Annotated in this window: 21 protein-coding genes; 18 read left to right on the top strand and 3 right to left on the bottom strand. The window is 70.4% G+C overall.

Going from position 1 to position 23,360, the window contains the following annotated elements; all coding sequences use genetic code 11:
* Positions 1 to 31 precede the first annotated feature (31 nt).
* Positions 32 to 1,324, top strand: coding sequence for a signal recognition particle-docking protein FtsY (ftsY, locus tag BMW88_RS25125; RefSeq protein ID WP_089954629.1), 1,293 nt, complete (start codon positions 32 to 34; stop codon positions 1,322 to 1,324).
* A 165-nt stretch (positions 1,325 to 1,489) separates the two neighbouring features.
* Here ftsY and BMW88_RS25130 read toward each other — a convergent pair whose 3' ends face one another.
* Complete coding sequence (locus tag BMW88_RS25130; RefSeq protein WP_089954632.1) at positions 1,490 to 2,236, bottom strand: IclR family transcriptional regulator; 747 nt, start codon at positions 2,234 to 2,236, stop codon at positions 1,490 to 1,492.
* Positions 2,237 to 2,312: 76 nt separating this feature from the next.
* On the opposite strand from BMW88_RS25130, the gene aceB reads away from it, so the two are divergent.
* The 4 genes from aceB to BMW88_RS25150 all read left to right on the top strand — a co-directional run bounded on the left by aceB (position 2,313) and on the right by BMW88_RS25150 (position 6,821).
* Complete coding sequence (gene aceB, locus BMW88_RS25135) at positions 2,313 to 3,797, top strand: malate synthase A (RefSeq protein WP_245778034.1); 1,485 nt, start codon at positions 2,313 to 2,315, stop codon at positions 3,795 to 3,797.
* Positions 3,797 to 4,966 (top strand): DUF6986 family protein, encoded by a 1,170-nt coding sequence (locus BMW88_RS25140; protein ID WP_089954637.1) that lies wholly within the window; start codon positions 3,797 to 3,799, stop codon positions 4,964 to 4,966. The genes aceB and BMW88_RS25140 overlap by 1 nt, the downstream gene beginning before the upstream one ends.
* A gap of 76 nt (positions 4,967 to 5,042) precedes the next feature.
* Positions 5,043 to 5,510, top strand: coding sequence for an Imm1 family immunity protein (locus BMW88_RS25145; protein ID WP_089954639.1), 468 nt, complete (start codon positions 5,043 to 5,045; stop codon positions 5,508 to 5,510).
* Positions 5,511 to 5,540: 30 nt separating this feature from the next.
* Positions 5,541 to 6,821, top strand: coding sequence for an FAD-dependent oxidoreductase (locus tag BMW88_RS25150; protein WP_143116229.1), 1,281 nt, complete (start codon positions 5,541 to 5,543; stop codon positions 6,819 to 6,821).
* Here BMW88_RS25150 and pucL read toward each other — a convergent pair.
* Both pucL and uraD read right to left on the bottom strand, forming a co-directional pair.
* On the bottom strand, positions 6,748 to 7,626 hold the full coding sequence (gene pucL, locus BMW88_RS25155; RefSeq protein WP_089954645.1) for a factor-independent urate hydroxylase: 879 nt from the start codon (positions 7,624 to 7,626) through the stop codon (positions 6,748 to 6,750). The two genes, BMW88_RS25150 and pucL, sit on opposite strands and share 74 nt — an antisense overlap.
* Before the next feature lie 5 nt (positions 7,627 to 7,631).
* Positions 7,632 to 8,117, bottom strand: a complete 486-nt coding sequence (uraD, locus tag BMW88_RS25160) for a 2-oxo-4-hydroxy-4-carboxy-5-ureidoimidazoline decarboxylase (RefSeq protein ID WP_089954647.1) — start codon at positions 8,115 to 8,117, stop codon at positions 7,632 to 7,634.
* Between the two features lie 120 nt (positions 8,118 to 8,237).
* Here uraD and BMW88_RS25165 point away from each other — a divergent pair, with 120 nt between their 5' ends.
* The 13 genes from BMW88_RS25165 to BMW88_RS25225 all read left to right on the top strand — a co-directional run bounded on the left by BMW88_RS25165 (position 8,238) and on the right by BMW88_RS25225 (position 23,357).
* Complete coding sequence (locus tag BMW88_RS25165; protein WP_089954650.1) at positions 8,238 to 8,984, top strand: hydroxypyruvate isomerase family protein; 747 nt, start codon at positions 8,238 to 8,240, stop codon at positions 8,982 to 8,984.
* Entirely contained in the window at positions 8,981 to 9,838 is an 858-nt protein-coding gene (locus BMW88_RS25170) for an NAD(P)-dependent oxidoreductase (RefSeq protein WP_089954653.1), read from the top strand. The genes BMW88_RS25165 and BMW88_RS25170 overlap by 4 nt, the downstream gene beginning before the upstream one ends.
* Before the next feature lie 3 nt (positions 9,839 to 9,841).
* Complete coding sequence (gene gcl / locus BMW88_RS25175; protein ID WP_089954655.1) at positions 9,842 to 11,554, top strand: glyoxylate carboligase; 1,713 nt, start codon at positions 9,842 to 9,844, stop codon at positions 11,552 to 11,554.
* A gap of 59 nt (positions 11,555 to 11,613) precedes the next feature.
* On the top strand, positions 11,614 to 12,624 hold the full coding sequence (locus tag BMW88_RS25180; RefSeq protein WP_218148199.1) for a glycerate kinase: 1,011 nt from the start codon (positions 11,614 to 11,616) through the stop codon (positions 12,622 to 12,624).
* Positions 12,625 to 12,629: 5 nt separating this feature from the next.
* Entirely contained in the window at positions 12,630 to 13,919 is a 1,290-nt protein-coding gene (gene allB, locus BMW88_RS25185) for an allantoinase AllB (protein WP_089954765.1), read from the top strand.
* Positions 13,916 to 14,908 (top strand): allantoicase, encoded by a 993-nt coding sequence (gene alc / locus BMW88_RS25190; RefSeq protein ID WP_089954661.1) that lies wholly within the window; start codon positions 13,916 to 13,918, stop codon positions 14,906 to 14,908. The genes allB and alc overlap by 4 nt, the downstream gene beginning before the upstream one ends.
* 114 nt (positions 14,909 to 15,022) lie before the next feature.
* A complete protein-coding gene (locus BMW88_RS25195; RefSeq protein ID WP_089954663.1) occupies positions 15,023 to 16,543 on the top strand; it encodes an alpha/beta hydrolase in 1,521 nt (506 codons plus the stop codon).
* Between the two features lie 255 nt (positions 16,544 to 16,798).
* A complete protein-coding gene (locus BMW88_RS25200) occupies positions 16,799 to 18,142 on the top strand; it encodes an ammonium transporter (RefSeq protein ID WP_089954767.1) in 1,344 nt (447 codons plus the stop codon).
* The gene (locus BMW88_RS25205) at positions 18,139 to 18,477 is read left to right on the top strand and encodes a P-II family nitrogen regulator (RefSeq protein ID WP_089954665.1); all 339 of its coding nucleotides are present in this window, start codon (positions 18,139 to 18,141) and stop codon (positions 18,475 to 18,477) included. Before BMW88_RS25200 ends, BMW88_RS25205 begins: the two co-directional genes overlap by 4 nt.
* Before the next feature lie 20 nt (positions 18,478 to 18,497).
* Positions 18,498 to 20,822: a [protein-PII] uridylyltransferase gene (locus BMW88_RS25210; protein WP_089954667.1), complete on the top strand. Its 2,325-nt coding sequence runs from the start codon at positions 18,498 to 18,500 to the stop codon at positions 20,820 to 20,822.
* A 281-nt stretch (positions 20,823 to 21,103) separates the two neighbouring features.
* Positions 21,104 to 22,117: a hypothetical protein gene (locus BMW88_RS25215; RefSeq protein ID WP_143116230.1), complete on the top strand. Its 1,014-nt coding sequence runs from the start codon at positions 21,104 to 21,106 to the stop codon at positions 22,115 to 22,117.
* Positions 22,118 to 22,185: 68 nt separating this feature from the next.
* Complete coding sequence (locus BMW88_RS25220) at positions 22,186 to 22,746, top strand: AAA family ATPase (protein ID WP_089954673.1); 561 nt, start codon at positions 22,186 to 22,188, stop codon at positions 22,744 to 22,746.
* Positions 22,743 to 23,357 carry an HAD family hydrolase gene (locus tag BMW88_RS25225; protein ID WP_177221287.1) on the top strand — a complete coding sequence of 205 codons (615 nt, stop codon included), beginning with the start codon at positions 22,743 to 22,745 and terminating at the stop codon, positions 23,355 to 23,357. The genes BMW88_RS25220 and BMW88_RS25225 overlap by 4 nt, the downstream gene beginning before the upstream one ends.
* Positions 23,358 to 23,360 lie beyond the last annotated feature (3 nt).

A 23,360-nucleotide genomic window follows, 5' to 3' on the forward strand; every position in this document is an offset into this window, starting at 1 on the left:
GTCACATGACGGCTTGTGAAACCATGACCCCGTGTCGACGTCTTCCCTTGTCCTGATCCTCGTAGTCGTGGCGGTCGTGCTGACCGCCGCGCTGGTGACCGGTGTGGTGCTGACGCGTCGCCGTCGCATCAGCCTGACCCAGAAGGAGGAGCGTCCACGCCCCAGCGGCTACCAGGCGTCGTCCGGCATCTCGCTGGCCCCCGCCGCCCCCGACGCCACGGCGGGCGAGGCGGTGGAGTCGGCCGAGGTGACCGAGGCGCCGGTCGAGCACCCGGTCGCCGAGCGGACCGAGGTCGACGGCCAGCCGGGGGTCGGCGACGACGCCTCCGTGCCACGCGACTCGGTCAAACGCGGCTTCGTCGAGGTCGACCTGCCGGAACGGGCGTCCGAGGTCGAGGAGATCGAGCCGACCGAGGGACGCCTGGAGCGCCTGCGCGGCAAGCTCTCGAAGTCGCGCAACGCGTTCGGCACCTCGCTGCTGGGCCTGCTGGGCGCGGGCGACCTCGACGAGGACTCGTGGCAGGACGTCGAGGACACGCTGCTCATCGCCGACCTCGGCGCCGCAACGACGACCGAGATCGTCGGCACCCTGCGCACGAAGATCGCCGGCTCCGGCGTCCGCACCGAGGCCGACGCCCAGGCCCTGCTGCGCTCGGTGCTGATCGACGCCCTGCACCCGTCGATGGACCGCACCCTCAAGGCCCTCCCGCACGCGGGCAAGCCCGCCGTGCTGCTCGTCGTGGGCGTCAACGGCGTGGGCAAGACCACCACCACCGGCAAACTCGCGCGCGTGCTCGTCGCGGACGGCCGCACCGTGCTGCTCGGCGCCGCCGACACCTTCCGCGCCGCCGCCGCCGACCAGCTCGAGACCTGGGGCAAGCGCGTCGGCGCCGAGACCGTGCGCGGCCCCGAGGGCGGCGACCCGGCCTCCGTCGCGTTCGACGCGGTGAAGCGCGGCATGGACGCGGGCGTCGACACGGTGCTCATCGACACCGCGGGCCGGCTGCACACCAAGGTCGGCCTGATGGACGAGCTCGGCAAGGTCAAGCGCGTCATCGAGAAGCAGGCCGTCGTGGACGAGGTCCTGCTCGTCCTGGACGCCACCACCGGCCAGAACGGGCTCACCCAGGCACGCGTGTTCGCCGAGCAGGTCGACATCACCGGCATCGTGCTGACCAAGCTGGACGGCACGGCCAAGGGCGGCATCGTTTTCCAGGTGCAGCGGGAGCTGGGGGTGCCGGTGAAGCTGGTCGGCCTCGGTGAGGGGGCTGACCACTTGGCGCCGTTCGAGCCCGGGGCGTTCGTGGACGCGTTGCTCGGCTGAGGTGGGGTTGGTCGGCTGACGCGGGTTGATGGCACGCCCGTTGCTTCGGGCGGCTTGCTGTTTCGCAGTGTGGTTGCGTTGGGCGCGGAGCTGCGCTCCGGACGGGCTCGCCTGCGGCTTCGCGGCGGGCTCGGATTCGCCATCGCGGACGGCTCGGGAGTGCGGTCAGGCTGTCGCGGCCTGGTCCGCGAGCCTCTTCGCCACCGCCAGCACCTCGGGCAGGATGCGGGTGACCGCGTCCTTGGTGAGCCGTCCCTCGGGTCCCGACACCGATACCGCGGCCATCGTCGGTCCGCCCACCACCGGCACGGCGATGCACCGGACGCCCAGTTCCTGCTCCGACTCGTCCAGCGCGAAGCCGCGCTCGGCGATCTCGTCCAGCGAGTCCAGCAGCTCGGACGGGTCGGTGATCGTGTTCGGGGTGTAGGCGGGCAGGCCGGTGCGTTCCAGCAGGGCTCGGACGTCGTCTCGCGGTAGCTGCGACAGCATCGCCTTGCCCACGCCGGTGCCGTGCGGCAGCAGGCGTCGGCCGACCTCCGTGAACATGCGCATCGAGTGCTTCGACGGCACCTGCGCCACGTAGACGACCTCGTCGCCGTCCAGCACGGCCAGGTTTGCCGTCTCCTCGACCGAGTCGACCAGTTGCGAGAGCAGCGGGCGGGCCCACGTGCCGTACTGGCGGGAGGCCGTCTCGCCGAGGCGGATCAGGCGCGAGCCGAGGGTGTAGCGCCGGTTGCTGTTCTGGCGCACGTAGCCCAGCGTGACAAGGGTGCGGATCAGGCGGTGGATCGTGGGCAGGGGCAGGCCGGACGCTGCCGCCAGCTCGGACAGGGAGGCTTCGCCGCCCGCGTCGGCCAGGCGTTCCAGCAGGTCGAACGCTCGTTGCAGGGACTGCACGCCACCTGTGGACACGTGCGGCTCCTTCCATTGCAGTTCCGCAATGCAAAAACTATAGTCCACACAGCAAAACCGAGAGAGGTGGATCCAGGTGCAGGTCCTCACCGAAGAGGCTCTTGAGTTCGTCGCGAAGCTGCACGAGGCCCACGCCGCCCGCCGGGACGAGCTGCTCGCCCTGCGCAAGGAGCGGGGGGCTCTCGGGTTCCTCGAACAGACGCGCGAGATCCGCGACGGCGAGTGGCAGGTGGCGCCCGCGCCCGAGCCGTTGAGGGACCGGCGCGTCGAGATCACCGGGCCCACCGAGCGCAAGATGACGATCAACGCGCTCAACTCCGGTGCCGCGGTGTGGCTCGCGGACCTCGAGGACGCGAACACGCCGCACTGGGACAACGTCGTGCAGGGGCAGGTCAACCTCTACGAGGCCGCGCGGGAGACGATCGAGCACACCTCGCCGGAGGGCAAGGAGTACCGGCTCAAGGGTGGGCCGTACCCGACGATCGTGGTCCGGCCGCGCGGATGGCACCTCGACGAGCGCAACCTCCAGTTCGGGGGCCGGAACGCCGTCGGTGCGCTCGTGGACTTCGGTTTGCACTTCTTCCACAACGCCGAGTTGGGCAGGCCCTACTACTACCTGCCGAAGATGGAGTCGTACCTCGAAGCACGGCTGTGGAACGACGTCTTCACGACGGCGCAGAAGCTTCTGAACATCCCGTACGGCACCATCCGCGCGACGGTGCTCATCGAGACGATCCCGGCCGCGTTCCAGATGGAGGAGATCCTCTACGAACTGCGTGACCACGCGTCGGGGCTCAACGCCGGACGGTGGGACTACCTGTTCAGCGTCATCAAGTACTTCCGAGATGCGGGCGCGGACTACGTGCTGCCGGACCGCAACAGCGTGACGATGACGGCGCCGTTCATGCGCGCGTACACCGAGCTTCTGGTGAAGACGTGCCACAAGCGCGGGGCGTTCGCGATGGGTGGCATGGCGGCGTTCATCCCGAACAGGCGCGACCCGGAGGTCACCGAGAACGCGCTGCGCAAGGTCCGTGAGGACAAGACGCGCGAGGCGACCGATGGTTTCGACGGGTCGTGGGTGGCGCATCCTGACCTCGTGCCGATCTGCCGTGAGATCTTCGACGCCGTGCTGGGCGACAAGCCCAACCAGATCGACAAGCAACGGCCGGAGGTCAGCGTCACGGCCGAGCAGTTGCTGGACTTCAAGTCGGCGGGTGGCGCGGCGACGCGGGCGGGGCTGGAGTCCGCGGTCGACGTCGGGGTGCGGTACATCGCGTCGTGGCTGGGCGGCAACGGCGCGGCGGCGATCCACAACCTGATGGAGGACGCGGCCACCGCGGAGATCAGCAGGTCGCAGATCTGGCAGTGGGTCAACAACGGGGTCGTGCTCGACGACGGCACGCGGGTCACCGCCGACGTCGTCAGGGAAGTGCTGGCCCGCGTCGGCGCCGAGCTCGAAGGCCCGCACGTCGCGGCGGCCGTCGAGCTGTTCGACCAGGTCGCGCTGTCCGAGGACTTCGTCGACTTCCTGACGCTGCCGGCGTACGAGCGCATCTGATGTACCGGACATCGCTGTCCCCGGACGACGTCGCGCGGCTCACCGCCCGGTTGTCCACTGTGGAACGCCGTTGGCCGGTGGGCCGGCAGCCCGTGCACACGTGCTACGTGCCCGCCGGCCGCATCATCGCCTCCACGGTCGCCGACTGGGGCCGCGAGGCGCTGGCGTCGATCGACCCCGGTCTGCTGCCGGACCTGCCGGAGGGCGTGCTCGACCGGGTCGAGGCCAAGCTGAGGACCGAGCCGGTCGAGGACCTGCGCATCGACTTCGAGGACGGCTACGGCGCGCCCGAGGACGACGTCGAGGACATGGACGCCGAGAGCACGGCGCACATCGTGTCCCGCTGGCTCGAGGCGGGCACCGCGCCGCCGTCGTTCGGGCTGCGGATCAAGTCCTTCGACACCCCGGCGTCGCGCGAGCGCGGACTGCGCACCCTGGACATCTTCCTGACCGCGCTGGGCGAGGTCCCGCCCGGTTTCGTGATCACCTTCCCGAAGGTGACGTCCGCCGAGCAGGTCGAGGTGTTCGCGGAGGTGCTCGACCTCTTCGGCGAGCCACTGCGGTTCGAGATCCAGGTCGAGACCACGCGGTCCGTCGTGGACGCCGAGGGCAGGCTCGCGATCCCGCGGCTCGTCGCGGCCGGCGGCGGCAAGGTGACGGGCCTGCACTTCGGCACGTACGACTACACCGCCGACTGCGGGCTGTCCGCGGCGCAGCAACACCTCGCGCATCCCGCGTGCGACTTCGCGCGCCACGTCATGCAGGTCTCCGCCGCCGGCACCGGGGTTCGGCTGTCCGACGGCTCGACCAACGTCCTGCCGGTCGGTGACCAGAAGGAACTCGGCTGGAGAACGCATTACGAGTTCGTGCGGCGTTCCTTGGCGAACGGTTTCTACCAGGGCTGGGACCTGCACCCGGCCCAACTGGTGACGCGGTACGCGGCGGTGTACGGCTTCTACCGCGAAGGCCTGGAGGCGGACGCCGCGCGGTTGAAGGCTTACGCGCAGCGCCTTTCCGGCGGCGTCCTCGACGAACCCGCGACGGCCCAGGCGTTGTCGTCGTTCTTCCTCCGCGCGGTCGACTGCGGTGCGCTCGACCCAGCGGAGGTGCAGGTGGCGACAGGGCTGGACGAGCAGGCGCTGCGAGGCCTCGCCACGCGGTCTGGCTGATCGGATCGTCGCCCGTTCGTGTGGTTCTGCCGCCGTGCCTCGAAAGTCGCGGGGCAACAGGTGCAGGGTGGCTGGCATGAGCATGCGTGCCGGCCTTTGGACAGGGCTTCCCGATCTCGACGCGGCGGAGCACAGGTACCAGGTCGTCGCGTGCGAAGCGGATGTCGACAAGGTGATCGAGCTGCTCGCCAGGCCCGAGTGCAACGACGGGTCGCTCGACCACTTCGGCCGGGACGTCACCGCCGACGGCGACCAGGACCACAACGTCGTGCTCGCCGTGCGTGGTTCCTGGGGCTACCTGTACTACGTCGACAACACCTTCATGGGCTGGCCGAAGGGGTCCGCGGAAGCGCCGTACGTCAACGAGAAGTACACGGACTTCCCGCCCGGCGTCGGTGTGCCGCTGGACCTGTACCGGGAGCTGCTCATCGAGTTCATGACGACCGGCGAGCGCCCCACGGGCGTCGGCTGGTACAGCGAGGCCGATCTGTTCCACTCGTGGCGTGACCAGCAGATGTCTTTGCGCGCGACCGAAAACCGGTGACGCGCGGCCGACCGCTGGTTCAATGGGCCGATGAGGGCCGTGGTGGTAGGGAGCGGGATCGCCGGGTTGCTGGCGGCTCGCGTGCTGGGCGAGTCGCACGACGTCGTCGTGCTGGAGCGGGACAAGCTGTCCGACGAACCCGAGTACCGCCCTGGCGTGCCGCAGGGCAGGCACGTGCACGGGCTGCTCGTGCGCGGCGGCGAGGTCATGGAGGAGCTGTTCCCCGGTCTGCGCGCCGAGTTGGTGGCGGCAGGGGCGCCACTGGCCGACGCGGGGGACATGCGGATCCTCAACCCGCTCGGGTGGCTGGCCACGACGCACACCGGTCTGCCCCTGCTGTCGTTGAGCCGCCCGTTGCTGGAAACCCGCATCAGGCGGCGCGTCACCGCCGAGGTCCTGGACGACGTGCACGTCACCGGGCTGTCGTTCCGCGGCGGCGACGTGGACGGCGTGCTCACGCGCGACGGCAGGATCGCGGCGGACCTGGTCGTCGACGCGTCCGGCCGGTCGTCGAAGCTGCCGGCCTGGCTCGCGCAGGCGGGGATCACGGCGCCGGAACCCGAGGTGGTCGACTCCCGCACCGGGTACGCGACCAGGATCTACACCGCGCCGCAGGACTTCCCCGTGGCGTACGCCGAAAGCCTGTCGGCCCCGAGCATCTCGCGCGGCTGCGCGGTGATGCGCATCGAGGGCGACCGGCTGATGGTCACCGCGCAGGGTGCCGCCGGCGATCACGCGCCGCGGGACCCCGAGGGCTACGAGGAGTTCCTGGACTCGTTGCGGGTGCCGATCTCGGAGCTGCTCGCCGAGGCCGAGCCGCTCACGCCGGTCTACCTGTTCGCCCGCACCGCCAGCCGCCGCAACGCCTTCGAGGCCACCGCGAACTGGCCGGGCGGGCTGGTGGCGGTGGGCGACGCCGTGTGCGCGTTCAACCCCGTCTACGGGCAGGGCATGACCGTGGCGGCAATGGAGGCGCTGTTGTTCCGGCGGCACGACGACTTCTCCGCCGAGGGCTGCCGGGCGTTCCAGCGCGAGGTCGCGAAGACTGCGCGGGGGACGTGGGCGCTGTCCAGCAACGCCGACCGCGGCTGGGTGGAGGCCAGGCGCAGGGGCGTGCTCGGCTGGTACCTCAAGAAGTGGCAGGTCGGGATCGTGCACGACCCCGACCTGTTCCGCCGCTTCGTCAGGGTCGTGCACATGGTCGCCCCGCCGGTGAGCCTGTTCAACCCGGTGGTGTTCAGAAGGCTGGCAAAGTACTCCAGGCTCGGCCCGCGTCGGGCGCGTCGTCCCGCAGGACCGAACCCTCGATGAGGCCGTACGGGCGGTCCGCGGCGTAGAAGACCTCGTTGTGGTTCTCCAGGCCGAACGGGCTGAGGTCCACCGGGAAGTGGTGCTTGTTCGGCATGGAGAGCCGCACCTCGGCCACCTCGGGGTGGGCTTGCAGGACGGCCTCGCCCATCGCGTACAAGGTCTGCTGCAGCGACAGGGAGTGCTTGTCCGCGAACGTCTTCAGCATCACCGACCGGATCTCGGCGAACGACTTCGCCCAGTCGGTGTCCGTGCCGGTGTACCGCCACCGCGCGGTCACCGACGTCGCCAGGATGCGGTCGTCGGTCTCCTGCAACGTGGTGTACGGGTCCTTCGGGTAGCCGTGGAACTCCGACCCGGTCGACTTCAGCACCACCAGGTCGCGCACGCCTGACACGACCCACGCCTGCGAGCCCTCGATCGTCACGGCCGTGGTGCGCTTCTCGTTCGAGCCCTGCACGAACGCGTGGTCGTGGCCGTCGATGCGGTTCCAGCCGTGCTCGTCGACGAGGATCCGCGCACCCGTGATCGGCTCCTGCGAGCCCACGAAGTGCCGGCCCAGGCGCAGCGCGAAGTCCTCGATCTCGCCGACCGGGGCCTGCTTGGCGAAGGCGTAGACCGTGTTCTTCTGCGTGTCGGTGGCGAGCACCTTCGCGTTGTCGCCGGTGAGGTGGGTGTCGGCGAGGTCGCCGCGCAGCGAGGTGCTGACGGTCAGGTCCCTGATCGTGTGCACGGACCCGTTGCGCGACACCGTGACGAGGCGGTTCTCCGCCTTCCCGTACTGGTTGGGGCCCAGGACGATGGCCATGTTCTTCAGCTCCCGATCAGCTTCTGCAGCCGCAAGGCGGCGATCTTCGCGAGTTCGTCGTTGACGACGCGGAGCTCGACCTCCGGCGGGTTGTCCATGCGTGCGGACAGGTTGTCGAGCATCTCCGAGCCGCTCAGGCCGGTCGCGCACACCAGGTAGATGTGCCCGAACCGATCCTCGTACGCGGCGTTGGCGGCCGCCAGGCGGCCGGCCAGTGAACTGTCCACACCGGACTGTTCGGACCGCGACCACTGCGCCGACACCCCGCCGGTCCGCTGTCGTTCGCCGATGCGCGGGTGCCCGGCGATGGCGCCCAGCACCTCCTCGTCGGAAAGTCCCCGCGCGGCGGCGGAAGAAGCCGCCAGGAGCGCGTCCATCGACGCGTAGGGCCTGCCGGCCAGGACCGCGTCGACCCAGCGGGGCACCGCGAGGCACTCGGTGAGCAGGGGCCGGAGCTCGGCCTCAGGGGAGTTGTTGAAGCTCTCCACGATCCTCCAAGTTTCTGTATCGCGGAATCAAGTTTCCACATTCTTGACCCACGGTTCTCGGGATGTCTAGTGTCTCCGTAGTACGAAATACAACTTCCGCTATGTGGAAGGAACGGGCCCAAGATGTTCGACGCAAACCTGTCCATGCTCTTCACCGAACTGCCGTTGCTGGAACGCCCGGCAGCGGCACGGGCCGCCGGGTTCGACGCGGTCGAGATCTGGTGGCCGTTCGCGGATGCCGTACCCGAGACGCGCGAGGTCGAGGCGTTCGAAGCCGCGATCCGGGACGCCGGTGTGCGCCTGGTCGGCCTCAACCTCCACGCGGGCGACATGCCGGCGGGGGACCGCGGTCTCGCGAGCTGGCCGGGCCGGGAGACCGAGTTCCGGGCGAACGCCGAGGTCGCGACCGCCCTCGCGGCCCGCCTCGGCTGCCGCACGCTCAACGCGCTGCACGGCAACTTCGAGACCACCGCGCAGACCGTCTCCAACTACCGCTTCGCCGCCGACGTCGCGGCGGAGGCCGGCGCCCAGCTCGTGGTCGAGCCGCTGAGCGGCGCGCCGCGGTACCCGATCAGGACCGCCCGGCAGGCGTTCGACCTCATCGACGAGATCGACCGCGGCAACGTGAAGCTGCTCGCCGACCTCTACCACCTCGCCACGAACGGCGACGACCTCGACCTGCTCGCCGACCACGTCGACCGGATCGGTCACGTGCAGATCGCCGACGCTCCCGGACGTGGTGAGCCCGGCACCGGCGAGCTCGACCTCTTCGGGCACCTCGCGAAGCTCCGCGCGAACGGCTACGCCGGCTTCGTCGGCGCCGAGTACCAGCCCGTCACCCACTCCTTCGCCTGGAGGGACAACGCATGAGCAAGATCGGATTCATCGGCCTGGGCGTCATGGGCTCGCCGATGGCGGCCCACCTGGTGGCCGCCGGGCACGACGTGACGGGCTTCGACCTCAGCTCCGCGTCGCTGGAGAAGCTCACCGCCGACGGCGGCGAGGCCGCGTCGAGCGCGCAGGAGGCGGTGAGCGGCGCCGAGGTCGTCATCACGATGCTGCCGAACCACCCGCAGGTCGAGGCGGTGATCGACGAGGTCGTGTTCGACGACGGCACGTTGCTGGTCGACATGAGCACGATCCGCCCGTCCACCTCGATCGAGATCGCGAGGAGGCTGACGCACGTGCGCGTGCTCGACGCGCCGGTCAGCGGCGGCCAGACGGGTGCGGTCCAGGCGTCGCTCAGCATCATGGTGGGCGGCGACGAGGCCGACTTCGCCGCCGCCAGGCCGGTCCTGGAGGTCGTCGGCAAGACGATCGTCCACGTCGGACCGCACGGCGCCGGCCAGGTCGTGAAGGCGGCGAACCAGCTCGTGGTCGGTGGCATCTACGCGCTGGTCGCCGAGGCGATCGTGCTGCTGGAGGCTTCCGGTGTCGACCCGAAGGCGGGTCTCGACGTGCTCGCGGGCGGTCTCGCGGCGAACCGGATCCTCGACCTCAAGCGCGAGTCCATGATCGCGCGCGAGTTCCAGCCGGGCTTCCGGATCGACCTGCACCACAAGGACATGGGCATCGCCCTGGACGCGGCGCGGGCCGCGGACGTCGCTCTGCCGGTCACCAACCAGATCGCCGCGCTGGTCGCGGCGGCACGCGCGCAGGGTTACGGGTCGCTCGACCACTCCGCGCTGCTCAAGGTCATCGAGAACTTCGCGGGAAGGGCCTGACACATGCCGAAGATCCCAGTCATGCAGGCGGTCGTCGAGGTCCTCAAGTCCGAGGGCGTCGACACCGTGTTCGGCTGCCCCGGTGCCGCGATCCTCCCGCTGTACAAGGCGATGGAGCAGGACGGCTCGATCGAGCACCTCATCGTGCGGCACGAGGAGGGCGCCACGCACATGGCCGACGGCTGGTCGCGCACGACCGGCAACGTCGGCGTCGCGATCGGCACCTCCGGCCCGGCCGGCACGAACATGATCACCGGCCTCTACACCGCGCAGGCCGACTCGGTGCCGATCCTGTGCATCACCGGCCAGGCCGCGGTCTCCAAGCTGCACCAGGAGGCGTTCCAGGCCGTCGACATCGTCTCGATCGCCGCGCCCGTCACGAAGTGGGCCGTGCAGGTCAAGGAAGCCGCGCAGATGCCGTGGATCTTCCGCGAGGCGTTCCGGATCGCCCGCTCCGGCCGGCCGGGCCCCGTCCTGATCGACCTGCCGATCGACGTGCAGAAGCAGGAGATCGAGTGGGACGCGACCATCGACGAGCCGTTGCCGGTCGTGAAGAGCGCACCCGCTGACGCGCGGGTCGAACGGGCGCTGGAGATGCTGCTGGCCGCCGAGCGGCCGCTGCTGCTCGCCGGTGGTGGTGTCATCCTCGGCGAGGCGTCCGCCGAGCTGCTGGAGCTGGCCGAGTTCCTGCAGGTCCCGATCCAGGCCACTCTGATGGGCAAGGGCGCGGTCGACGAGGACCACCCGCTGTACGCGGGCATGACGGGCATCCAGACCTCGCAGCGCTACGGCAACGCGTCGTTCCTGGAGTCCGACCTGGTGCTGGCGCTGGGCGCGCGGTTCGGCGACCGGCACACCGGTGACCTCGCGACCTACCGAGGCGACCGGAAGTTCATCCACGTCGACGTCGAGCCCACGCAGATCGGCAAGGTGTTCGGGCCCGACCTCGGGATCGTCGCGGACACCAAGCTGTTCCTGAAGGCACTCCTCGACAAGGCGCGGGCACGTGGCCCGCGTGCCGCCGGCGCGTGGGTCGACCGCTGCCAGGAGCTCAAGCGGACCCTGCCGCGCCGCGAGGACTTCGACACCGTGCCGGTCAAGGCGCCGCGGGTGTTCAAGGAGATCAACGAGTTCTACGGCCCGGACACCTACTTCGTCACGGCCATCGGGCTCTACCAGATCTGGTCGGGCCAGCACCAGAAGGCGCACAAGCCCCGGCGCTACCAGGTGTGCGGCCAGGCGGGCCCGCTCGGCTGGGAGATCCCGGCGGCCATCGGGGTGAAGAAGGCGCTGAAGAACTCCCTGCCCGGCGCGGAGGTCGTCGGCATCGTCGGCGACTACTCGTTCCAGTTCCTCGTGGAGGAGTTGGCGGTCGGTGCCCAGTACGACGTGCCGTTCGTGCTGATCATGCTGAACAACGAGTACCTCGGCCTGATCCGGATGGCCGAGGACCACGGTGGCTACGACATGGTGTACGAGGTCGACATCCACTACGACACCACCGGCTCGGACAACGTGAAGATCATGGAGGCCTACGGCTGCTCGGGCATCCGCGTCGCCGACCCCGGCGAGATCCGCGCCTCGCTGGAGTGGGCGCGCAAGGAGGCCGACCGCACGCGGCGGCCGGTGCTCGTGGAGATCATGATCGAACGCGAGGGCAACACCGCGAACGGCACGTCGATCGCCGCCATACACGAATTCGAGCCCACCCCGTGACCCTCCGTGACGGCACGCGGGGGCCCCGCGTTTCCCTCCAGGGCACGCGGGGCCCCCGCGTGCCGAAAAAGCGAGTGGTCATCGCGCCGGACAAGTTCAAGGGATCGCTCACCGCCCCGCAGGTCGCCGCCGCCGTCGCGCGCGGCCTGCGGGAGGCGGTCCCGGACGTGGACGTGCGCCTGCTGCCGGTGGCCGACGGCGGCGACGGCACCGTCGACGCCGCTGTCGCCGCCGGGTTCGTGAAGGTGGGACGCTGGGTCACCGGGCCGGTCGGCAAGCCGGTGGCCGCGTCGTTCGCCGTCCGCGGCACGACCGCCGTCGTCGAGGTGGCCGCGGCGGCCGGGCTCGCGCTGCTGGAGGAGCCCGCACCGCTCGACGCCACCAGCCACGGCGTCGGCGAGCTGCTGAAGGCCGCGCTGGACGTCGGCTGCTCCACGATCGTGCTCGGGCTGGGCGGCAGCGCGTGCACGGACGGTGGCGCCGGGATGCTCGAGGCGCTGGGCGGGGCGTCGTTCGACGGCGTCGACCTGGTGCTCGCCTCGGACGTGGACAACCCGCTGCTCGGCCCGTCCGGGGCGGCCGCGGTCTACGGGCCGCAGAAGGGCGCGTCACCGGCCCAGGTCGACGTCCTGGAGGAACGGCTGGCCGCCTTCGCCCGGCGCATCGGCCTCGACCACGTGGACCGGCCGGGAGCGGGCGCGGCCGGCGGCATCGGGTTCGCCGCGCTCGCCGTGCTGGGCGCGCGGTTCCGGCCCGGTGCGGAGGTGGTGCTGGAACTCGCCGGGTTCGCCGACGCCGTCGCCGGGGCGGATCTGGTGATCACCGGCGAGGGGTCGCTGGACGCGCAGACCCGGCACGGGAAGGCGCCGTACGGCGTGGTCAAGGCCTCGGGTGAGGTGCCGGTGGTCGCGGTGGCCGGGCAGTGCTCGGTCGAGCCGGGCGAGCTGGGGCTCAAGGCCGCCTACGCGCTGCTGGACGTCGAGCCCGACCTCACCCGGTGCATGGCCCAGGCCGATGCGCTCCTCGGCGTGCTCGGCGGTCGCATAGCCGGGGAGTGGGTGTCACAGTGAGCGACATGGACCTGGTCTTCCGTGCCCGGAGAGTCGTCACCCCGCAGGGCGAGATCGCGTGCGACGTCGGTGTCATCGGCGGCAAGGTCGTCGCCGTCGAGTCGCACATCGACTCGCCGAACGTCGTGCACCTCGCGGACGACGAGGTGCTGCTGCCCGGACTCGTCGACACGCACGTGCACGTCAACGACCCCGGCCGCAGCGAGTGGGAGGGCTTCGAGACGGCGACCCGCGCGGCCGCCGCCGGCGGGGTCACCACGATCATCGACATGCCGCTCAACAGCGTCCCGCCCACGGTCGACGTCGCCGCGCTGGAGCTCAAGCGCAAGGCGGCCGCGTCGGTCTCGGTCGACGTCGGGTTCTGGGGCGGGATCGTCCCGGGCAACCTCGCCGACCTGAAGCCGTTGCACGAGGCGGGCGTCTTCGGTTTCAAGTGCTTCCTGCTGCACTCGGGTGTCGACGAGTTCCCGGCCGTCACGCTCGTGGAGCTGGAGACGGCGCTGAGGAAGCTGGCGACGCTCGACGCGTTGACGATCGTGCACGCCGAGGACCCGCACACCGTCCGCGAGTCCGAACCGGACTACGCCGGGTTCCTGGCGTCGAGGCCGCGCGAGGCCGAGAACAAGGCGATCCGCGACGTCGTCGACCTGACCCGCAGGACCGGCGCGCGCACGCACGTCCTGCACCTCTCGTCGTCGGACGCCCTCTCGACCCTGGGAGCCGCCAAGCGGGAGAGCCTGCGGATCAGCGCCGAGACCTGCCCGCACTACCTCACGTTCACCGCGGAGGAGATCCGCGACGGGCAGACGGAGTTCAAGTGCTGCCCGCCGATCCGCGAGGCGGAGAACCGCGAGGCGCTGTGGCGGGGACTGCGCGACGGCGTGATCGACCTGGTCGTCAGCGACCACTCGCCGAGCACGGCCGAGCTCAAGGAGGGCGACTTCGCCACGGCGTGGGGCGGCATCGCGTCGTTGCAGCTCGGCTTGCCCGCGGTGTGGACGGGCGCGCGGGAGCGCGGCTTCCACCTCACCGACATCGTCCGCTGGATGGCGACGCACCCGGCTCGGCAGGCGCGGCTGGAGACCAAGGGCGCCATCGAACCCGGCAAGGACGCCGACCTCGTGGTGTTCGCGCCGGACGAGACCTTCGTGGTGGACAGGGACAAGCTCCACCACCGCAACCCCGTCACGCCCTACCACGGCCGTGAGCTGCGCGGTGTCGTCAGGCAGACCTGGTTGCGCGGCAAGGAAGTGAGCACTACCCGAGGCAAGCTGCTCAGAAGAGGAGAAGCATGACGGAGTGGACCCGGCTGCCCGATCTCGCCTCGCGCGCGGTCGGGGGCGGTGTGGTGTGGGCGAACGACGAGCTGTTCGCCGAGCGGGAAAACCTGATCAAGCCCGCCGAGCCGGTCTACCAAACCTACACCTTCGGTCACAAGGGTCAGGTCTACGACGGCTGGGAGACGCGCCGCCGCCGCACGCCCGGCGTCGACCAGGCCGTGATCAGGCTCGGCATGCCCGGTGTGGTGCGCGGGATCGTCGTCGACACGGCGTTCTTCAAGGGCAACTACCCGCCGTTCTGCTGGGTGGAGGGCGCCCAGGCCGACGGCTACCCGTCCGCCGACGAGATCACCGGGTGGTTCCCGCTGGTCGAACGCTCCGCGCTCAAGGGCGACGAGAAGCACTTCTTCGACGTGCGCGACGGCCGTCGCGTCACGCACGTCCGCCTGACCATCGACCCGGACGGCGGTGTCGCCCGGCTGCGCGTGCACGGCGAACCGCTCGCGGATCCCCGGCTGCTGGTTCCCGGCATCGACCTCGCGGCGCTGGAGAACGGCGCCGTCGTCACGGGGTGCAGCAACATGTTCTACAGCTCTCCCAACAACCTCATCGCCCCCGGTCAGGCCACCGTCATGGGCGAGGGCTGGGAGACGGCGCGCCGGCGGGACGACGGCAACGACTGGGTGTCGCTGCGGCTCGCCGCCCCCGGCGTCGTGCGGCTGGTCGAGCTCGACACGAGCCACTTCAAGGGCAACGCGCCGGGCTGGGCGTCGGTCTCCGCGTGCGACGAGCGCGCGGACCCCGGCGCGTGGTTCGACCTGCTGCCGCGCACCCGGCTGCAACCGGACACGCGGCACCGGTTCGTGGTCCAGGAGACCGAGGCGACGGCTGTGCGGCTCGACATCTACCCGGACGGCGGGATGGCCCGCCTGCGCATCGTCGGCACCCCTACGAGTGACGGGCTAGTACACCTGCGAGGAGTGTGGGCCAAAACGACTAACTGACTGTGGTTGTACGACCACAGGCTGATTCTTCGCCATACCCACGACGGTTGTCTGCGTCACACGATCGGTGGAAGCGTTTCCTCCCGCAAGATCGGGGATCTAGGGAGGAAATCCATGCAACCGATGGTGCGTGCCTTCGGGGCCGTGCTCGCGAGTTCCGCATTGGTCCTGGGTGCGGGGCAGGTCGCGGTCGCGGCTCCGGAAGGGCAACCGGAGTTCAAGGTCGGGGCGATCGACTGGAAGCCCTGCGAGGAGGTGCCGACGGTCGACTGCGGCTTCCTCGAGCTGCCGATCGACTACGCCAAGCCGAACGGGGAGAAGTTCCAGCTCGCCGTGTCCCGCCGCAAGGCGACCGACTCGGATCGGCGCATCGGCGCGATGGTGATCAACCCCGGTGGGCCGGGTGGTTCCGGCGTCGACTTCGGCATGTTCGCCGACCAGTACTTCAGCAAGGAGATCTCGGACAGGTTCGACATCATCGGGTTCGACCCGCGTGGTGTCGCGCGCAGCCAGCCGATCAAGTGCTCGGCGGAGGTGCTCCAGCGGCAGCCGTCCGACTACCCGAAGACCGAGGCCGAGTTCAACCAGCTGGTCGCCTACAACAAGGAGCTGCGCGCGGACTGCCGCGAGCAGTCGGGGCCGATCTTCGACCACGCCTCGACCAAGGACGTCGCGCACGACATCGACTCGATCCGTCGCGCGCTGGGCGAGCAGAAGATCAACTACTACGGCATCTCCTACGGCACGATCATGGGGCAGCACTACGCGGAGCAGTACGGCCGCAACATCCGCGCCATGATCATCGACTCGAACATGGACCACAGCCTCGGCACGTGGAAGTTCCTCGAGACCGAGGCGCGTGGCGCGAACGACATGTTCAACGAGTGGATCAAGTGGAACGACCGGACGCCGTCCTCGCCGTTCCACGGCAAGGACCTTCGGGCGATCTGGAAGGACCTGCTCGCCAAGGCCGACCGCGGCGAGCTCGTCGACGAGACCGGCCGCAAGATCACGGCGGAGAACCTCGGCGCCGGCATCGTGAGCATGGGCTACGGCCCGGCGTTCAAGCCGTTCGCGGACTACATCGCCTCGCTCGTGCAAGGCGCTCCGGTGTCCGCGAAGGCGTTCACGGCGGGTGAGACGTTCGAGAACCCGTTCGCGGGCATCTTCTGCAACGACTACAACCTGCGCGTCGGCTCGTGGGGTGAGTACCAGGCGCTCAACGCGATGGAGAACCGCGTCGCGCCGAACACCCGTGGTTCGTCGATCGGCCACGGCGCGATGATGGGCTGCGTCGGGTTCCCGAAGGCCACGAACCCGCAGCACCCGCTGAAGATCAAGAACGCGCCGAAGATCCTGCTGACCAACGCCAAGTACGACCCGGCGACGGTCTACGAGTGGGCGGTCAACGCGCACAAGCAGTCCCGTGACACCACCGTCTTCGTCACCTACGAGGGCTGGGGCCACGGCGTCTACGACCGCAGCGAGTGCACGCTGAAGATCAACAACGAGTACCTGGTGTCGCTGAAGCTGCCGCGCAACGGCACCTCGTGCGCCGCCGTCGAGCCTCCGGCCGAGGCGTCGATCCAGACCGCGAAGCAGAGGGTGCCGGCGGGCCCGTTCTCGCTCCGCTGACCGGTGGTCCACGGGCCATGTCCCCGGCGCACATCGCCTGGGGCATGGCCCGTCGTCGCCCGAACGGGTGGCGCCCGGCGTCACTTCTCGTTACCGGTCCGGCGTCGTGAGGTGTCCGAACCGAGACCGTGAACGCCGCGAAACGCGGACGTAACACCTCCAGGTCGACAGTTCACTTCCCGGAAACCTCCCGCGCAAGCGCGCGAAACAGGACGTCCCGATGCTCCCTGCAACCGACGTGCAGTGGAGGTCGAAGTGGATACAGGGGACACCGCCTGGGTGCTCACCAGCGCCGCCTTGGTGCTGCTGATGACGCCGGGCCTCGCCTTCTTCTACGGAGGCATGGTCCGTTCGAAGAGCGTGCTCAACATGATGATGATGAGCTTGGGCGCCATGGCCGTGGTCGGTGTCCTCTGGGTGCTGTTCGGGTACTCGACGGCATTCGGCGCGGACGTGGGCGCGGGCTTGCTGGGCAAGCCGTTCGAGTTCTTCGGCCTGGACGGGCTGCTGGGCGCCGACTCGTTGTCGGGCAAGATCCCGAGCACGGTGTTCGTGGCGTTCCAGGCGATGTTCGCGATCATCACGGTCGCGCTGATCTCCGGCGCCATCGCCGACCGCGCCCGGTTCGGCCCGTGGCTGCTGTTCGCCGGGCTGTGGGCCACGGTCGTCTACTTCCCGGTCGCGCACTGGGTCTTCGACTTCGACGGCAAGGACGAGGCGGGCAACGTCGTCGACCCCGGTGGCTGGATCGCCAACAAGCTCCTCGCGATCGACTTCGCCGGTGGCACCGCGGTGCACATCAACGCCGGTGCGGCGGGTCTTGCGCTCGCGCTGGTGCTCGGCAAGCGCGTCGGCTGGCCGAAGGAGCCCATGAAGCCGCACAGCCTGCCGCTGGTCGTGCTCGGCGCCGGTCTGCTGTGGTTCGGCTGGTTCGGGTTCAACGCCGGCTCGGCGCTCGGCGCGAACGGCACCGCCGGTGTCACGTTCATCAACACGCTCGTCGCCACCTGCGCCGCGATGCTCGGCTGGCTGCTGACCGAGCGCATCCGCGACGGCAAGGCCACCACGCTCGGCGCCGCGTCCGGTGTCATCGCCGGTCTGGTCGCCATCACGCCGGCCTGCTCCGCGGTCACCCCGGTCGGCGCCATCGCCATCGGCGCGATCACCGGCGCCCTGTGCGCGCTGGCCGTGTCCCTCAAGTACCGCTTCGGTTTCGACGACTCGCTCGACGTGGTCGGCGTCCACCTGGTCGGCGGGCTCTCCGGCACGATCCTGATCGGCCTGTTCGCCAGCGAGGCGGCGCCCGCCAAGATCAACGGCCTCTTCTACGGCGGCGGGGTCGACCAGCTCTGGCGCCAGGCCGTCGGCGCGTTCGCGGTGCTCGGCTACTCGTTCGTCCTGAGCCTCGCCCTCGGTTACCTGGTGAAGTTCACCGTCGGGTTCCGCGCGTCGGAGGAGGCGGAGGTCGCGAGCATCGACGAGGCTGAGCACGCCGAGCGCGCCTACGAGTACGGCAGCCTCACCAGCACGCGGGGCACCGGCAAGCCGAGCGTGGCCGCGGGTGCGACCGCGGTCCTCGAGGGGAGCAACAAGTCATGAAGCTGGTCACCGCGATCATCAAGCCGTTCACGCTCGACGACGTGAAGGGCGCCCTCGAACAGCTCGGGGTGCTCGGCATGACCGTCAGCGAGGTGCAGGGCTACGGCCGCCAGAAGGGCCACACCGAGGTCTACCGCGGCGCCGAGTACTCGGTGGACTTCGTGCCCAAGATCAAGATCGAGGTCGTCGTCGACGACGGAGCCATCGAGAAGGTGCTGGAAGCGGTGGTCGAGGCCGCCCGCACCGGCAAGATCGGCGACGGCAAGGTCTGGGTCACTCCGGTCGACACGGTCGTGCGCGTGCGCACGGGCGAACGTGGAACGGATGCGCTGTAAACAACTGAAGGAGACGGTCCGTGGAGAACAACGAAACGGCCGTCGTCACGGCTGACGACCTGGTGCGAGCGCGCGAACGGCTGCTCGTGCCAGGTCGTCGTCGCTTGGCCGCCGAACCTCTGCGCGAAGCACTCGTGGACCTGCACGAGTTCTGGTTGACCAAACACGCTCAGGGAGCGGGGATATCCGGAACGGGTGTCGCGCTCGTGGCGGTCGGCGGGCTGGGGCGGCGTGAGCTCGTGCCCTACTCCGACCTCGACCTCGTCCTCGTGCACAACGGCGTCAAGAACATCGACGAGATCGCCGAGAAGCTCTGGTACCCGCTGTGGAACTCCGGCATCGGGCTCGACCACTCGGTCCGCACGGTGGGGGAGGCCCTCCGGGTCGCCGCCGGCGACCTGCGGACCGCGTTGGGGCTGCTGGACATCCGGCACGTCGCCGGCGACCAGGAGGTCGTGCAGAAGCTCGCCGACGGCGCGCGGCAGGCGTGGCGCGGCAACGTTCGCAACCGGCTGGACGAGATCGCCGAGTCGTCGCGGAAGCGGTGGGCCCGCAGCGGCGAGATCGCGCACCGCGTCGAACCCGACCTCAAGCACGGGCGGGGCGGGCTGCGGGACATCACGATCCTGGACGCGTTGTCCGTCGCGCAGGTGGTCGACCGGCCGTCCGCGGACGTGGCCGAGGCGCGCAAACTGCTGCTGGACGTGCGCACCGAGCTGCGCCGGGTGGCGAAGAAGCCTCGTGACGTGCTGCGGGCGCAGGACGGTGACGAGGTGGCGTCCGCGCTCGGGCTCGCCGACAGGTTCGCTTTGGCCCGTGCGCTCTCTTCGGCCGCACGCACGGTCGTCTACGCGTTCGACGTCGCGCTGAGGACCGCCAGGGCCGCCGCGCCGAAACGGGGGCTGGGGGCGTTCCTGAGAGGGCAGCCCCAGCGCAGGCCGCTGGACGAAGGCGTTGTGCTGCACGGCTCCGAGGTCGCGCTCGCGCGTGACGCGATCCCGAGCCGCGACCCGGCGTTGTTGTTGCGCGTGGCCACCGCGGCGGCTCGCAGCAAGCACCCGATCGCGTCCGGGACGCTGACCAGGCTCGCGGACTCGGCGCCGGAGCTGCGCCAGCCGTGGCCGCGCGAGGCCCGCGAGGAGCTGCTGGCGTTGCTGGGCAGCGGAAGCGGGCTCGTGGACGTCGTGGAGGCGTTGGACCGCACGGGTCTGTGGGGACGGCTCTTCCCGGAGTGGGGCGCGGTGCGGGACCTGCCGCCGCGCGACGCCGCGCACATGTGGACGGTCGACCGGCACCTGGTGCAGACGGTCGCGCACGCCGCCCGGCTCGCGACAACGGTGTCACGACCGGACCTGCTGCTGCTCGGCGCCTTGATCCACGACATCGGCAAAGGACGGCAGCAGGACCACTCCGAGGTGGGTGCCGCGCTCGCGACCCAGATCGGCGAGCGGATCGGGTTGTGGCCGCAGGACGTCGAGACGTTGTCCGCGATGGTGCGCCACCACCTGCTGCTGCCGCACACCGCGACCCGGCGCGATGTCGAGGACGAGGCCACCGTGCACCGGGTGGTGGAGACGCTCGGCGGCGACGCGGTGCTGCTCGAGCTGCTGTGCGCGCTGGCGGAGTCGGACTCCCTCGCGACGGGACCCGGCGTGTGGACGGACTGGAAGGCCGCGCTGATGGCCGACCTCGTCGCCCGCTGCCGCACGGCGATGGCGGGGGAGGCGCTGCCCAAACCGGAACCGCTGGACCCGTCGTTCGTGGCGATGGCGGAGGTCGTCGCGGAGTCGGGAAAACCGGAGGTGCTGCTGGAGAAGCAGGACCACGCCGCGGTCGTGACTGTGCTCGCGCCGGACCGGCCGGGCATGCTGTCGAAGGCGGCGGGCGTGCTCGCCCTGAACTCGCTGGAGGTCCACGCGGCGACGTTGCGCGCGCACGGCGGCGCGACGGTGGACGCGTTCACCGTGTCACCGCGGTTCGGTTCCCTGCCGGACGCGGCGCTGCTGCGCGAACAGCTCTCCAGGGCGATCGAGGGCTCCTTGCCGTTGGCGGACAAGCTCGCCGCGAAGGAACGCGACTACGGCGGCCCGCCGCTCGACCCGCCGCCCGCGAAGGTGCTGTGGTTCGACGACGAGGCGACCGGCGCGGTGGTGCTGGAACTGCGGGCCGCCGACCGGATCGGCCTGCTGCACCGGGTGGCGGGCGCGTTGGAGCAGTGCGGTGCCGACGTGCGGTGGGCACGGGTGTCCACGTTGGGCGCGACGGTCGTCGACTCGTTCAGCGTCGCGGGCGCCGACCTCGACCGCCGGCGGATCGAGCGAGCGGTGCTCGACGCGGCCGGGTAGCGGTTGAGTAGCTCTACGCACAACCACTCCGGGTGCTCACGCTCCTCAGCACTTCCGGAACCGGGCAGTCTTCGCGGTGTCCGGAAAGCGTCCTCGAGGGGTGGACCACTTCCCGGGCGGGTGAAGGCGGTGGTGACGGGTGACGGCGCCGGGGGAGGCACCGGGCACTCGCACCACCGCCGGAGTTCCTCCGCGCATGACAACGAGACAGCTTCCTGGACAACCTCCGCGCGGTCCGGGCAGGGTCGAGTTCTCGTTGTTCTGACTGGGGAGGAAGAACGTTGAGAACCGCAGTGGTGGCCGCCGTCGTCGCGGCCCTGGTGATTCCCGCTACCGCACAAGCGGCTCCGCTGGCCGTGGAGGACCTCGGCACGTTGCCGGGTGACGTCCGGAGCGCCGCGATCGACATCAACGACTCCGGCACCATCGCCGGCGTCTCCTACGGCACGGGCACCGCGCAGCACGCCGTGCGGTGGGACCGGTTCGACGGGATCAAGAAGCTCGCGGACCTCGGGTTCGACTCGTGGGCGGCGGCGATCAACCGCGACGGCGTGGTGGTCGGTTACGCCGTGAACTCCGCCAACCAGGCGCAGGCGGTGAAGTGGAACCCGTCCGGTGCGCTGGTGCAGCTGACCGTGCCGGGCGCCACGAACTCCGTCGCGTACGACGTCAACGACTCCGGCGCCGTCACGGGAACGGCGACGATCAACGGCGTGGCCCAGGCCGTGCTGTGGGACCCGATCGGTGGCGCCACGGTCCTGGGGCCTGGCAGCGGCCGGTACGTCACCGGTGCCAACTGGGTCGTCGGCACGGCCGGTGGCGACGTGGTGCGGTGGAACGCCTCCGGCGTGCGGACCGTGCTGGACGCGGGAGGCCTGCTCGGCGTCAACCAGCTCGCCGACGCGGCCGGCACCGCCGGTGGCGACGGCGTGCTGTGGCTGCGCAACGGCAGCCGCGTGCAGCTCGGCGCCGGCGCGCGGCCGTTCGACCTCAGCGACAACGGGTTCGCGGTCGGCGAGTCCTCGTCGCAGGCGGTCCGGTGGGACCTCTTCGGCGGCGGCACCGAGGTGCTGGCGCCCGCGCCGTCGAGCGCTCGCGCGGTGAACAACTCCGGTGTCGTCGCGGGCACCGCCGGCACGGCTGCCGCGACCTGGAACATGGCGGGCGCGCAGACGGTGCTGCCGTCGCTGCCGGGTGCCACACGCCACACCGTCACGGCGTTGAGCGAGGTCGGGCAGGTCATCGGCGTCGCGAACCTCCCCGACGGCACCTACCGCGCCGTCGTGTGGCGCTGAACCCTGTGCATTCGGTGATAAATCGGACCACACTGAACGAGAGGGAAGGCTCCGACGTCTTCTAGGACATGACCGCCGTGTTGAACACGCAGACGACCGTCGTCCGAGTGCGCCCGCGCTCGCTCGTCGTCCTCGCCGGGATCCCCGGCGCGGGCAAGACGACGCTGCTCACCCGGCTGAACGCGGACGAGCCGGTGACCGTGCTCGACTCCGACCAGGTGCGCGCGTGGCTGGAACCGCGGGTGCCCCTGCCCTACAAGTACTGGCGCGTGCTCGTGCACTTGACGCACCGCCTGCGGGTGTTCTGGGCGGCCTTCTTCCGGCCGGGCCTGCTGGTGGTGCACGAACCGTCCACCCGGCCGGGGACCCGGTTCATGCTGGTGCTGGCCGGCGCGCTGGCGGGGCGCTCCCGCCACTTCCTGTGGCTGGACGCCTCGGCGGCCCAGGCCCTGGACGGCCAGATCGCCCGCCGCCGGCTCGTCCGGGCCCACTCGTTCGAACGGCACGTCCGCCGCGGCTCGTCGATGCGCGCGGACTTCGAGGCGGGCTGGGTGCCCTTCGGCTTCGCGAGCGTGACGCTGCTCACGCGTGCGGGAACGTCGGGTGGTCTGCGCATCATGGTCCCGTGATCAAGGCTGTCCTCTTCGACTTCGCGGGGACCCTGTTCGGGCGCCCGACGTACCGATGGCTCTCACCGGCCCATCTCGCCGTGCTGCGCGCGCCCGCTCCCTACGTGGCACGGATGAACGCCGCCGAACGCGCCGTGTGGGACGCACGTGACCTGACAGCGCTCGCGAACCGTTCAGCCCACCGGACCCTGTTCCGGCTGGCGGGGCTCTCCATGACCGACGAGGTGTTCCAGCGGCTGCACAACCCGGCGTTCTGGCTGCCCTACCCCGACACGGCCGAGGCGCTGGCCGCCGCCCGGCCGTTGAAGGTCGGGGTGCTCAGCAACACCTCGTGGGACATCCGGCAGGTGTTCGCCAGGGAGTCGCTGCCGGTCGACGCCTTCGCGCTGTCGTTCGAGATCGGTGTCTCCAAGCCCTCGGCCCGTGCGTTCGAGGCCGCCTGCGCGCGGCTCGACGTCGCTCCGCCCGAGTGCCTCCACATCGGCGACGACCCGGTCGTCGACGGCGCCGCGACGGCCGCCGGGCTGCCGTTCGCGCGGATCTCCACGGCCCCGGTCGGGCGCCGTGAACCGGTGCTGCTGCGAGCGCTGGCGAGCCACGGCATCGGGTGAGCG

It is taken from the genome of Lentzea xinjiangensis, assembly GCF_900110955.1.
Taxonomy (GTDB): domain Bacteria; phylum Actinomycetota; class Actinomycetes; order Mycobacteriales; family Pseudonocardiaceae; genus Lentzea; species Lentzea xinjiangensis.

Excerpts from the sequence above, each read along its gene's own strand:
- BMW88_RS25165 (WP_089954650.1), top strand. The coding sequence starts at position 8,238 with ATGTTCGACGCAAACCTGTCCATGCTCTTCACCGAACTGCCGTTGCTG.
- BMW88_RS25195 (WP_089954663.1), top strand. The coding sequence starts at position 15,023 with ATGCAACCGATGGTGCGTGCCTTCGGGGCCGTGCTCGCGAGTTCCGCA.
- pucL (WP_089954645.1), bottom strand. The coding sequence starts at position 7,626 with ATGGCCATCGTCCTGGGCCCCAACCAGTACGGGAAGGCGGAGAACCGC.
- allB (WP_089954765.1), top strand. The coding sequence starts at position 12,630 with ATGGACCTGGTCTTCCGTGCCCGGAGAGTCGTCACCCCGCAGGGCGAG.
- BMW88_RS25145 (WP_089954639.1), top strand. The coding sequence starts at position 5,043 with ATGAGCATGCGTGCCGGCCTTTGGACAGGGCTTCCCGATCTCGACGCG.
- BMW88_RS25170 (WP_089954653.1), top strand. The coding sequence starts at position 8,981 with ATGAGCAAGATCGGATTCATCGGCCTGGGCGTCATGGGCTCGCCGATG.
- BMW88_RS25140 (WP_089954637.1), top strand. The coding sequence starts at position 3,797 with ATGTACCGGACATCGCTGTCCCCGGACGACGTCGCGCGGCTCACCGCC.
- alc (WP_089954661.1), top strand. The coding sequence starts at position 13,916 with ATGACGGAGTGGACCCGGCTGCCCGATCTCGCCTCGCGCGCGGTCGGG.
- BMW88_RS25205 (WP_089954665.1), top strand. The coding sequence starts at position 18,139 with ATGAAGCTGGTCACCGCGATCATCAAGCCGTTCACGCTCGACGACGTG.
- BMW88_RS25150 (WP_143116229.1), top strand. The coding sequence starts at position 5,541 with ATGAGGGCCGTGGTGGTAGGGAGCGGGATCGCCGGGTTGCTGGCGGCT.
- gcl (WP_089954655.1), top strand. The coding sequence starts at position 9,842 with ATGCCGAAGATCCCAGTCATGCAGGCGGTCGTCGAGGTCCTCAAGTCC.
- BMW88_RS25220 (WP_089954673.1), top strand. The coding sequence starts at position 22,186 with ATGACCGCCGTGTTGAACACGCAGACGACCGTCGTCCGAGTGCGCCCG.